Source organism: Halomonas sp. TP35 (genome assembly GCF_052375975.1).
GTDB lineage: Bacteria > Pseudomonadota > Gammaproteobacteria > Pseudomonadales > Halomonadaceae > Vreelandella > Vreelandella citrativorans.
In genome coordinates, this window is record NZ_JBQSUZ010000016.1 from 20,485 (window position 1) to 32,528 (window position 12,044).

A 12,044-nucleotide genomic window follows, 5' to 3' on the forward strand; every position below is an offset into this window, starting at 1 on the left:
TAATGGATCCCGTCTTATTACTTCAAATGCTGGCGGCTGCGATCATTGCCGTCATCGTTTATACCGCTATCGGCGTTGCGCCGGGTACTGATGAAACCGCCGTACTGGCCCCGGTAACCTTGGCGCTGGTGGTCGCAGGTATACCGCTTCCCGTGGTGCTGGCTTTCTTTATGGCGGCAATCGTTGCCAAGAAGCTGACCGACTCCATCCCCGTTTCGGTAGCCGGTATACCGGGCGGGGTGATGTCGGCCCCTATGGTCGAACACGCCCTGATTCTAAAGCGGGAAGGGCACGCCACCCTGGCGATTCGTAAAATGGCGTCCGGTTCGGTCATTGGTACGCTCGTCGCGATACCCATCAGCCTGTTCCTCGCCTTTCTGTTAACGCCGCTAGCCGATGTGCTTGGCCAGTACGCTAGCCAGATTTTCTTTGGTGGTGCCGTATTTCTGGCGCTGATGAGCAAGGAGAAAGTCATCAGTCTGATCAGTATTGTGCTGTTGGCGGCTCTGATTCAGGGGTTACGGCACCTGTATTGGGGGATGGGCGTCATTCCAGAAGGGCAGACGGTATTCATTTCGTTCTTTTTGGGCATCACCATTGGCCCGATGATGTTTAATCTGGCGCAGCTTACGGTCAACAGTGAGCGCCATAAAATGGCGGAGTCTGAGCCCAAGCAGATCCATATCTACGGTGACGATGACAAAGGGCAGCTACCCAATCCGTTCCGTATCCTGACGCGCCAGGAAACCGCCTCGGCCGCGGCAAGCTCGGTGCTGGGATCGGTTACGTTCTTCATGAGCCCAGTGGGCATCACGATCTTTCTGGGCGAAGTAATGTCGAGTTGGGTGAAGGGCACGGTCAATAAGGCCAGCCGAGCGCTCTCTTCAATGGATGCGGTCACCAATGCTTCTTACATCGCGGGCATCTTGATTCCCCTGGCGGCGCTGGGCATTCCGATGAGTCCCATGGCGATTGGTCCGGGCAATGCCTTCTTCAACGCACCGCCGGTGCTGACGCTTGAGCAGAACGCTCACCACTTGATGAGTTTTTCTGAAATTACCATCGCCAGCATTTTGGGCGCCGGTGTCGCTTTGCTGATTACCTACCCGATTGCGGTTCGGTACGCGCGGCGTATCTGCATCTTTGTCTTCAAGCACATTCCCCACGAAGCGTTTCTGGCGATGTTCTTCTCGCTGGTCATGCTGCTCGCCTATATGGATGCTGGCGTAATGGGCATTTTGGGCGTGATGGTGTTGGCACTGATGGCGGGCCTGCTCAACCGGTGGGGCGTCAACTACGGTGTGCAGTTCATGACGCTATATGCCGCACCCTGGATTTTAGGGCTGCTTGCTTAATACGCTTGGTCCATGCCTGAAGCATATGCAGCGTCTTGGTAAACCGCCTGCTTCAGGCACATTTACTTATTCAACCTCAATTGATCAGAGGCATTATCAATGGCACACAGCACATCACGCATTCCCGGTTTTTATCAGCTTTCCCCCAGCGAGCGGCTTGATAAAGTCATTGAAATAGCCGGGCTTGGCAACGAGGTTCGCGCGCATTTTTCCGATACGGGCAATATTTCGTCAGCCACTGCCGATGCCATGATCGAGAACGTCATCGGTACGCTGAACCTGCCCATCGGGGTTGCTACCAATCTGGTCATTGATGGCGAGGAACAGCTGGTGCCCATGGCGACCGAGGAGTCCTCCGTGGTCGCTGCCGTGTGTAATGCGGCCAGGCAGTGTCGCGCCTCGGGCGGGTTTTATACCGATACGTCAGAACCCATCATGATTGCACAGGTGCAATTACTGGATGTGCCCAATCCTGAGTTTGCGCGCCTCCGGCTGCTTTCCGAGTTTGAGCAGGTAAAAAGCATTTGCGATGCAACCGACCCGGTGTTGCTGCAGCACGGGGGCGGTTTTCGCGAGCTGGAAGTGCGCGTGCTCGACAACATGCTGATCGTGCATCTGCTGGTGGATGTGCGTGACGCCATGGGCGCTAATGCCGTCAACTCGATGGCGGAAGCCGTCGCACCTTCTCTGGCACAGTGGAGTGGTGGACGTAGTTGCCTGCGTATTCTTTCCAACCTTGCGGATCGGCGCATTGCGCGTGCGCGTGCTACCTGGAAACTCGAAGACCTTGGCGGCGAGTCGGTACGTGACAGCATGCTTAATGCGTATCGCTTTGCTGATCAGGACCCTTATCGGGCAGCCACCCACAACAAAGGCATCATGAACGGGGTGAGTGCTGTCGTGCTGGCAACCGGTAACGATACCCGTGCGGTGGAAGCGGGCGCGCATGCCTACGCCGCGCGTACCGGGCGCTACCGTTCCTTGACACATTGGGAGGCTGATAGCGGAGGGAACCTGACCGGTACCCTGGAAATGCCCATGCCGGTAGGCCTGGTGGGCGGTGCTACTCGCTCGCACCCCAGTGCTCGGCATTGCCTGGATATTCTGGGTGTAAAAACAGCGGATCGCTTGGCGCGTATTATCGTCGCAGTAGGGTTGGCGCAAAATTTTGCCGCCATGAAGGCGCTGGCAACCACAGGTATTCAGAAAGGCCATATGGCGCTGCACGCCAAGAATATTGCAGTGATGGCCGGGGCCGAAAATGAGGAAGTTGACCGGATAGCGGCGCTGCTTGTGGATGGCGGTAAGGTGCGTGTGGATATCGCCCAACAGCTTCTTGAACAGTTGCGTCACGGATAAGGAGAAGACATGACTTTGCCATCCTCTGTGCGTCTGGTCGAGGTCGGCCCGCGCGACGGTTTGCAAAATGAACAGGCGCGCGTGCCGACTCATCTGAAACTTGCGTTTATCAAGCGCTTGGTGGAGGCGGGCTGTGCCAATATCGAAGCGACGAGCTTTGTGTCGCCCCGCTGGGTGCCGCAAATGGCCGACCACAGGGAAATAATGCAGGGCGTTGAGCCGCGCCCCGGCGTTGTCTATTCAGCCTTGACGCCTAACCTGAAAGGCCTGGAAGCGGCGATTGAGTGTGGTGTTGAAGAGGTCGCTGTATTTGGTGCAGCGAGCGAAGCCTTCTCGCAAAAGAACATAAACTGCTCTATCGCCGAGTCGCTCGAGCGCTTTGAACAGGTGGTCGACCGTGCGCGCCAGGCCGGGCTGCGCGTGCGGGGGTATGTTTCCTGCGTGCTTGGCTGCCCTTATGAGGGAGAGATCGAGCCTTTACAGGTGGCGCGGGTGGCCAAGGCGCTATACCAGATGGGCTGCTATGAGGTATCGCTGGGCGATACGATTGGCACCGGCACGCCATCCAAAGCCAAGCGTATGCTGGCAGCTGTTGCCGCCCAAGTCCCGGTGAATAATCTGGCCGCTCACTTTCATGATACCTACGGCCAAGCACTTGCTAATCTCTATGCGGTGCTGGAAGAGGGAGTAAGCGTTATTGATAGCTCCGTCGCCGGTTTGGGTGGCTGCCCCTATGCCAAAGGGGCTTCTGGCAATGTGGCCAGCGAAGATGTGGTGTATATGCTTGAAGGTTTGGGTATTGCGTCAGGCATCAATTTAAACGCGCTAGCAAGAACGGGGGATTGGATCACGCAAGCGATCAACGCCCCTAACCGGTCACGCGCGGGCAGCGCCTTGATGGCAGCGGGGATGTAACGGCTTGGCTGTTCTCCCTTGGCCCAGGAAAGCCAGAATATTGACTATAGTGAACCAGGCGCAGGCGTTCTTGGACGCCGACGCCAATGAACGCTGTTCAACACATTGACGCAAAGGGAGGCGCGAATGGCTCGTTATGGCCTGTTGGTTTTGATAGCCATTGCACTGGCTGGGTGTTCAACGCAAGGTACGGCGGATGGTGCACAAGAAGCACACCGCTATGCCGTTGAATACTGCGAACGTGAGGGTGGGGAAGTGCGCAGTCGTGAATCTGGCGGTACTCAACGTGACTACTGCCATTTAGTTGAAGGCCGTGTCGTTGAAGTGAATATGCTGTATCGAACCGAAGGGTTGAGAAACGACTGATACACAAGGTGGGCGTTCTCTGTGCTGGCCCATTTCGGCATTAGGGTTAATGCGGCTCCCCTGAATAGGCGCACTCAGGTATGCTCGTCGCCTACTTATTACCTCGTCGCTTTTTCAAGGACACTGCCCATGTTGTCGCCTAACCGTATCGCCAGTGCATCGTTGGCGGGTTTACTTGCTGTACTTCCTGCCACGTTATTAGCTCAGGAGGCGCATATTGGTAGCGTGCGCACCGAGTTCAGAATGCTGGGGCCAAACAATACCATTGAAGTCGAGCGGTTCGATGACCCGAAAGTGCAGGGTATCTCCTGCTATATTTCCTACTCCCAGATTGGCGGAATTTCAGGCGCGATTGGGCTTGCTGAAGAAGCCAGCGAAGCAAGCGTGGCCTGTCGGCAAACGGGCGAGATTGTTTTTAATCCCGATGAGATAGTTCCGCAAGAGGTGGTGTTCACCCAGCGCCGCTCGGTGCTCTTTAAGAATATGCGCGTAGTGCGCATGCATGATACTGAAACACAAACCTTTGTGTATCTGACCTATAGCACCAAGCTGGTGGATGGCTCGCCAAAAAATGCGGTTACCGCTGTGCATTACGGCGATCTAACGCCGGGCACACGCTGATAAAAAGTAGCCCTGTTAATAGCCATGAGCTAATAGTCTTGAAGATCGCGCTTTTATAAACCGCTATCCTGTTTGGAGCGGGGAAGGCGCTGGGCATTGCCTAATTCTGTGCCCAATATGTGACGTAAAAGGCTTATGTTAGCCTGGTTACCCTATACCGATATCGACAAACAGATGCTTTACTCTTCCCCGTGAGAAGCGATTTATTGACGCAGCTCATGCCATGGCTTGCCGAAACCTGATATTTTAAAGGTGCATTTAAAATGAATCTTTAAGCTATAGGGAAGAGGCCGCCATGCTCACACCGGCACAAGAACAGATCATTGCTGCTACAGCCCCCGTTGTGGCTGAGCATCTCGATACGATTACCCAGCGCTTTTATCCGTTAATGTTTGAGCGCTATCCTGAGGTGAAGTCACTTTTCAACCAAACGCATCAGCAAAATGGCGGGCAGCCACGAGCGCTGGCAGGTTCCATTCTGGCGTATGTGCAGGTTCGCCAAAATCCTGAAACGGCGCGCCACATTATGGAAACTGTGGTTAACAAGCATATCTCGCTGGATATTCAGCCGCATCAGTACCCGATTGTTGGGGAATGCCTGATGGAGGCTATCGGTGAGGTGCTGGGCGATGCGGTGACGCCTGAAGTTGCGGATGCCTGGGGGGCGTTGTACCAAGAGCTTGCCGCTTTGTTGATCGAGCTTGAAGAGCAGCGCTATCAGGAGTTCGAGCAGCGCCTTGGCGGCTGGCGCAGCACGCGGCGCTTTCGTATTGAAAAAATACAGCAGGAGAGTAGCGTTATTCGCTCGTTCATCCTGGTGCCTGAAGATGGCGGCCCGGTCGCAAACTATACGCCCGGCCAGTATATCGGCGTGAAGCTTATGATTGATGGCGAGCCGGTACACCGCCATTACAGCTTGTCAGGTATGCCGGATGGGCGTTCTTACCGCCTTTCTATCAAGCGTGAACCTCACGGGCTTGCCAGCCGCTATTTTCACGACCATCTAAACGTAGGCGATACGATTGAGTTGCTGCCGCCAGCGGGTGAGATGACACTCGTGCCGGGCGATGAGCCTCTTTTGTTGGTCAGCGGCGGCATCGGTCAAACGCCCTTACTGCCGATTGCTCAAGAGGCGTTGCAGCAAGGCCGTAAGGTTGCTTATCTGCATGCCGCGATAGATGCTGAGCACCGTGCCTTTGCGACCACGCTACAGGAATTGGCGCACGCTTATCCCCAGCAGTTAAGCGTCGTCACCGTATTTGAGCAGGACGACAGCGGTGACTACCAGGGGCGTATCAGTGATGAGCTTTTGGCGAAACATATCGTATCCGGCGAGCGGTGTTACTTTGTCGGGCCTCATGGCTTTATGAGTGCGGTGGATGAAAGCCTGACTCGCTTGGGCGTGCCCGAGACACATCGCCACTTCGAACACTTCGGCCCGGCGAAGGCGTTAGACATCGCTTAGTCGAAGAGCACTGAACCGCCTCCTTCGCCGTGGGTGAATGCGAAAGAGGCGGCCTTGAGTTTAGAACATCGTTAATCCGCTGGGCCAAAGCGGTTCTGGAACAGGGGGTATGAAAAAAGGGTCATGAAAAAGAAGTTATGAAGGAGTGGCATTGGCGGGGGAAGGTATGTGCTCTTCATTGGGCCATGCGGTAACGACAACTTCATAAATGCGCCAGTCGTAATTATTAAGGTGTTGAGAGGCTTCTTTCAGATGCTGTGCCAAATCATCATTACTATGCGGGGTGACAAAGGCCTCGCCGCTGAAGATTGGGCCTTCTTCACGTAAGCGTACCGAGGCGGCGGCTACCCAAGGCATGGCGCAAAGCTCGGCTTCAAGTGCTTCTTCCATGTGCTCCGGCTTTTCGCGAGACGTAAAGTGAGGGCGGCGATCAAGCAGGTCGCCTATGGCTTCCTTTAAATTGGTAATGCCATCCTTGGTAACGTCCAGGGCAATAATGGCCGCAGCAACCGCGTCTGCCCACCAAAAACCGGCCCCTACGCCCAGCACGCCTACAATGGCAGCCATCCCGGTCATCCAGTCAGCTTTGCTCATTTTACCATCCGCAAAGACGGTTTTCTCATGCACTTTGGCGGCGGCTTTGGTCTGTAAACGCCCGATAATAACCGGCGGAATGACACTGTAGATAAGCACGCCAACCATCACCCAGCCCATCCATATCGTCTCACCAAACAGCGTGATGGCGCCGATACTGGGATGCTCCTGATGGGCAAGCTTTAGCAACGAGTCTCCTAGTAAAAACAGGCCCATCGCGCTTAGTGCAGTGGCGGTGCATAAAAAGGCAATGATCGTGGCGCGTTGATACCCATAAGGGTAGGTCTTATTAGGCGGGCGATTGCGAAACCGGGCGGCCAGCAAGAAAGTGATAGGCGGAATGAGCGAAAGCATGTCTTCCAGCCATGCGACTTTCATTGCCTGGCTGTTACCCAATACCGTACCCAGTATCGCTACAATGGAAAGACGAAACGCTAAATTCCACCACTCAAGGCGGATCAGATAGTCGAGATCTTGCTGCTTCTCTGGAGGCAGGTGATAAAGCTTGCGTATTTTCATTGTTCAGCCTCCAGGTGTTGAAGGCGTTGTTCAATACCGGGGTAGCTATTTAAATGGCGCTGTACGGCCAGCATCCAAGCATTTTCTCCTTTGGGTAGCGCCATAACATGCTGGTCGGTCGCGATTTCCCACTCTCCAACCTGATAGTTGTGCGCATGAAGCCACCAGGAGGGGTTGGCAACCGCTTGGTTTAGTGCATCAAGGTCGGGGGTGGGAAGGGGAATCGCGCCCTCTTTTTTAAGCGCATGGGCGATATGGTTAACGACAGGAATGGCTACCTCCACACCTTCAAGATGGCTGGGTAAGGAAGTGTTTCTGGGTACCCCGACTGAATAGCGGCTCTCATAGTAGGCCTTGGTGGGGGTGGCGAGGGCACTCACATTTGAATCCTGAGTAAGTCCACCGGCCACCAGGTCAAGCTGGTATTGGGAGAGCGCCGCTAACAGGTTTCCTTCGCTATCCCAGTGCCAGTTAACGGTGGCATCCATATTTTCCGCAAGCGCGCGAATGATGTCGACTTCCAGCCCTGCCGGACCTTGGTCAGTATGTATGACCCAAGGCGGGTTCTCGGAAAGGCCAACGTTCAGCTCCCCGCCCTGCATCTCCGTCATGGGGCGTTCAATATTGACCGGATAACGGCAACCTGCCAAAGCGAAAACTGCAAAAATGAGCAGCATGTTGGTCCGAAAGACGCATGATATAAAGCTGTCCTTGCTTTGCATCGTATAACCGCTCCCGTTAAGGGAATGTAGATAACCGCTCGTTAATCAGGCTTACAAAAAAAGTGAGCATAGGATCGCTCAAGCCTTGCTCACTTTATACATTAGGCGTAATCAGCTATTTTCCAAATTAATGGCTGGGTTTAGCAGCGCTGCCTTTTTATGCCACCATTGATGCACATAGGCTGGCACACAGATGACATGCCTGGGCGCACTCTTGGCAATGTTCTGCGTCATGTTGGTCGCATTCATCACCGCACTTTTGACAGATATCCGCACACAGCTGGCAGACATCCTGAGCATATTCGCTATTCTGGGCCATAAAGGAGACGGCCAACCGGCAAATTTGTGCACACTGAATATCTAACCGAATACATTCAGCCATGTGTTCAATGTTGGATTCTTGAAGGCAGGAGGCCGCGCAGTTATCGCAATAGATCGCACATATATTGCAGGCTTCGATACACTCTTTAAACTTCGGTATGCTCACGTTAGTACCTCCTTTATGAATATGTGTCTTTACACTAAGTTAGTTTGAAGAATTAGTTTGAAGAATAGCCGGAAAAGCATTTGCGCTTAATAAGTAGTTGATGATGCTAGCCATTATTTGATAATAGGATCTAAGTGGGTGTTTTGCGTAGGATAAGAGGATCTTTAACAATTTTTAAACCCTGTAGCACAAATTGCTCTTTTTCTCTTAACGTTTTTGGCTTGGTTTATACGGCATGGAAGAAGACAGGCAATAGCGTAATAGAGAGGGTTTTTATGTATGGATCGTTAATGTTGTTGTGTCAGTAACCTGGTTTTTTTAACGCAATTGCAAGCGCTGAGCATACGCAATTGCGTTCATAGGTAATCAGAGGTTTCATAAGTAATTCAACGTGGTCGTTTGACCAGGCACGCTGAGGTTAAATCTTCAATATTGGTGTGACCCAACAAGCCTAACGTTCTGTCTACTTCTCCTCTCAGCAGGCTCAGCGCATGCGCTGCGCCCGCTTGGCCACCCGCCGCAAGCCCGTAAAGCGTCGCTCTTCCAAGCCAAATGGCGTCTGCGCCTAACGCCAGTGCTTTTATAATATCGGTGCCGCGCCGAAACCCGCTATCCACAAACACATGGCAGCGTTCCCCTACGCAGGCTTTTACGTCGGCCAAGGTATCCATGGGCGAGAGCGAGTGATTGAGCTGCCTTCCACCGTGGTTGGAAAGCACTATACCGTCAACGCCAAGTTTTACGGCCTGTTCGGCTTCTTCCGGCGCCAGGATCCCTTTGAGAATTATCTTGCCCGGCCACGTCTCACGTAACCAGGCAATGTCTTCCCAGTTAAGCGACGGGTCCAACTGCGCGCCGATAATTTGCGATGCGCCTTGTGCGCCACGCTTTTCCGGTGGCAGAAGCTCATCCAGGTTTTTAAAGGTGGGCAGACCGGGCAGCAACACATCCAGCATCCAGCGAGGCTTGGTCATCATGTGTGCCAGGTTGGCGAAGGTGGGTTTCATGGGCCGCCGGAAATTGCGCACGTCCCACTCACGGTTGCCGTAAATGGCGCTATCCGTAGTGATCACAATGGCTTCAAAACGGGCGTCCTGGCAGCGCTTGATAAGCGATTTTACGAAGGCTCGGTCACGATAGAAGTAAAGCTGCATCCACGCCGTCAAGCCTTCAATGGCCTGGATATCTTCCATGGCGGTGGTAGAGACATTGCTCAGCACAAACGGGATATTCGCATCGCGGGCGGCATAGGCAAGTTTTCGGTCGCCATCACGCGTCAGCATGCCGTTAAATCCTGTTGGGCCAATCGCTACTGGCATTTGGTAAGAACGGTCAAACAGTGTTGTGCTTAAATCCCGCGTACCCACCTTTGTCATTGTTCTGGGTTCAAACAGATATTGATCGAACACAGTGCGATTATGATGCAGCGTATGTTCATCATCGCTTCCGCCATGAACATATTCAAACACGAAGTTCGGCAGTCTTTTTCTTGCGATGCGCTCAAGATCATTGATATTTATTGATTTTTTATAATTTGAACCCGTGTAAAGCTGGCGTTTCATGGTGAGTTACCTTCAACCAAAGTATAGGGTGTTTAGGCTTTTGTTTATCTCGCCATACTACCATACTAGTTGTATCAGATAAGGGCGTCATGCCCCTTCACCCAGGCGGCGGCAGATGAGTGACACAAACACCACGCTACAAGTGCTATGGCAGGAGACGTCGGAGACCGAATCGGTTCGTCAGCGTCTTTACCAGGTACTGCGCCAGTCGATTATTCAAATGGTGTTGGAACCTGGCCGAGCGCTGTCTGAAAAAGAAGTGGCGGACGCTTTTTCGGTCAGCCGCCAGCCAGTGCGCGAGGCCTTTATCCGTCTTTCTGAAGCAGGGCTGATCGAAGTCCGGCCACAGCGTGGCACTTATGTGGTCAAAATATCTCAGCGAGCAGTGCTTGAAGCGCGCTTTGTACGTGAGGCGGTTGAGGTAGCCGTAGTACGTCAGGCAACGGTCAAAGGGCTTCCCGACGAAGTGCTCACCGAGTTACACGACTTGCTGGAGCGCCAGCGCCGCTGTATTGAGCCGCACGACACCATTCGTTTCTACCGTCTTGATGAGCGTTTTCACAAAACGCTGTCACTGGGCGTTGGGCAACAGGCCGCCTGGAAGGTTATCGAAGAGGTGAGGGCACAACTGGATCGTGTGCGCTACTTAAGCGTTCCTGACACCACACCGATTGCCCGTTTGATTGAACAGCACGCCGATATTATGGCGGCTATTGAAGCCCGCGACGTAGCGCTTGCCGAGCAATCCATGCGGCGCCATTTGCGTGAAATTTTTGTTTCACTTCCCGATCTAGTACAGCGGTTTCCCGAGATGTTCGATACTCAGGAAACGGTATCCCTCATTGAGGAGGCAACCCCATGAAAATCGAACACGCCTATACCATCGTCACCTCGCCGGGGCGCAATTTCGTTACCTTAAAAATCGTTACCGACCAGGGTACCTACGGTATCGGAGATGCCACGCTAAACGGTCGGGAAATGGCCGTGGTCGCCTATTTGGATGAGCATGTAATCCCGGCCTTGATTGGCCGTGACCCTCAGCGCATCGAAGACATTTGGCATTATCTGTATCGCGGCGCTTACTGGCGCCGTGGCCCGGTTACCATGAGCGCGATTGCCGCTGTCGACATGGCCCTTTGGGATATCAAAGCGAAACTCGCGGGTATGCCGCTTTACCAACTGCTGGGCGGCAAGAGCCGCGACCGCGTGATGGTGTATGGCCACGCCACAGGGCGCGATATCGATTCGTGCCTTGAAGAGGTCGCCCGCCATGTAGACGAAGGCTATAAAGCCGTGCGTGTGCAGGCCGGTGTGCCGGGTATCGCAAGTATTTATGGGGTTGCCAAGAAAGACGGCGAGCCCTACGAGCCTGCGGATGCCGATTTACCCGCCGAGCACGTATGGAGTACCAGCAAGTACTTGAACCATGTGCCCAAACTGTTTGCCGCTGTACGTGAGCGCTTTGGTGATGATCTGCATATTCTGCACGATGTTCACCACCGCCTAACGCCCATTGAAGCAGCCCGCTTGGGCAAGGAAGTTGAGCCTTATCATCTTTTCTGGCTTGAGGACTGCGTACCGGCTGAAAACCAGGAAGCGTTTGGCCTTATACGTCAGCACACCACCACACCGCTAGCAGTAGGTGAGGTATTCAATAGCATTCATGACGCCAAAGCGCTGATCGAAAACCAGTGGATCGACTATATTCGTGCCACGTTGACTCACGCTGGTGGCATCACTCACGTGCGCCGTATTGCTGATTTGGCGGGTCTTTACCACGTACGTACCGGTTTCCATGGGCCGACCGATCTATCTCCGGTGTGCCTGGGGTCGGCTATTCACTTTGATACCTGGGTGCCTAACTTTGGTATTCAGGAGTACATGCCGCATACCAGCGCGACTGACGAGGTGTTTCCTCACGATTATCGGTTTGAGGATGGCCACTTTATCGTTGGCGAAACGCCTGGGCATGGCGTGGATATCGACGAAGAGCTTGCCAAGCAATACCCCTATAAGCGTGCCAGCCTGCCGGTTAACCGGTTGGAAGATGGCACTCTTTGGCATTGGTGACCTAAAGAA

12 protein-coding genes are annotated in these 12,044 nt (G+C 53.7%); 8 read left to right on the plus strand and 4 right to left on the minus strand.

Translation table 11 applies throughout. The annotated features are described in order from the left end of the window. The first annotated feature begins 2 nt into the window (after positions 1-2). The 6 genes from ACT3RU_RS15110 (at position 3) to hmpA (ending at position 6,081) form a co-directional block, all read left to right on the plus strand. Entirely contained in the window at positions 3-1,355 is a 1,353-nt protein-coding gene (locus tag ACT3RU_RS15110; RefSeq protein WP_444621982.1) for a tripartite tricarboxylate transporter permease, read from the plus strand. 99 nt (positions 1,356-1,454) lie between these two features. Beyond that, on the plus strand, positions 1,455-2,714 hold the full coding sequence (locus ACT3RU_RS15115; protein ID WP_483392844.1) for a hydroxymethylglutaryl-CoA reductase, degradative: 1,260 nt from the start codon (positions 1,455-1,457) through the stop codon (positions 2,712-2,714). Positions 2,715-2,723: 9 nt separating this feature from the next. Then, positions 2,724-3,629 (plus strand): hydroxymethylglutaryl-CoA lyase, encoded by a 906-nt coding sequence (locus tag ACT3RU_RS15120; protein WP_444621984.1) that lies wholly within the window; start codon positions 2,724-2,726, stop codon positions 3,627-3,629. A 126-nt stretch (positions 3,630-3,755) separates the two neighbouring features. Further along, a complete protein-coding gene (locus ACT3RU_RS15125; protein WP_444621985.1) occupies positions 3,756-3,995 on the plus strand; it encodes a DUF333 domain-containing protein in 240 nt (79 codons plus the stop codon). Between the two features lie 129 nt (positions 3,996-4,124). Further along, entirely contained in the window at positions 4,125-4,616 is a 492-nt protein-coding gene (locus tag ACT3RU_RS15130) for a CreA family protein (RefSeq protein ID WP_444621986.1), read from the plus strand. Between the two features lie 295 nt (positions 4,617-4,911). Continuing rightward, positions 4,912-6,081 (plus strand): NO-inducible flavohemoprotein, encoded by a 1,170-nt coding sequence (gene hmpA / locus ACT3RU_RS15135; RefSeq protein WP_087109640.1) that lies wholly within the window; start codon positions 4,912-4,914, stop codon positions 6,079-6,081. Positions 6,082-6,216: 135 nt separating this feature from the next. On the opposite strand, the gene ACT3RU_RS15140 is transcribed toward hmpA, so the two are convergent. The 4 genes from ACT3RU_RS15140 to ACT3RU_RS15155 form a co-directional block, all read right to left on the minus strand. Next, on the minus strand, positions 6,217-7,194 hold the full coding sequence (locus tag ACT3RU_RS15140) for a cation diffusion facilitator family transporter (RefSeq protein ID WP_483392845.1): 978 nt from the start codon (positions 7,192-7,194) through the stop codon (positions 6,217-6,219). Then, the gene (locus ACT3RU_RS15145; RefSeq protein ID WP_483392846.1) at positions 7,191-7,871 is read right to left on the minus strand and encodes a transporter substrate-binding domain-containing protein; all 681 of its coding nucleotides are present in this window, start codon (positions 7,869-7,871) and stop codon (positions 7,191-7,193) included. The genes ACT3RU_RS15140 and ACT3RU_RS15145 overlap by 4 nt, the downstream gene beginning before the upstream one ends. A gap of 202 nt (positions 7,872-8,073) precedes the next feature. Beyond that, positions 8,074-8,298, minus strand: coding sequence for a four-helix bundle copper-binding protein (locus ACT3RU_RS15150; protein WP_353744593.1), 225 nt, complete (start codon positions 8,296-8,298; stop codon positions 8,074-8,076). 491 nt (positions 8,299-8,789) lie between these two features. After that, the gene (locus ACT3RU_RS15155; protein ID WP_483392847.1) at positions 8,790-9,965 is read right to left on the minus strand and encodes an alpha-hydroxy acid oxidase; all 1,176 of its coding nucleotides are present in this window, start codon (positions 9,963-9,965) and stop codon (positions 8,790-8,792) included. Positions 9,966-10,080: 115 nt separating this feature from the next. Here ACT3RU_RS15155 and ACT3RU_RS15160 point away from each other — a divergent pair, with 115 nt between their 5' ends. Both ACT3RU_RS15160 and manD read left to right on the plus strand, forming a co-directional pair. Then, positions 10,081-10,827: a GntR family transcriptional regulator gene (locus ACT3RU_RS15160; RefSeq protein ID WP_483392848.1), complete on the plus strand. Its 747-nt coding sequence runs from the start codon at positions 10,081-10,083 to the stop codon at positions 10,825-10,827. Continuing rightward, a complete protein-coding gene (gene manD, locus ACT3RU_RS15165; RefSeq protein WP_192526269.1) occupies positions 10,824-12,035 on the plus strand; it encodes a D-mannonate dehydratase ManD in 1,212 nt (403 codons plus the stop codon). Before ACT3RU_RS15160 ends, manD begins: the two co-directional genes overlap by 4 nt. Positions 12,036-12,044: the final 9 nt, after the last annotated feature.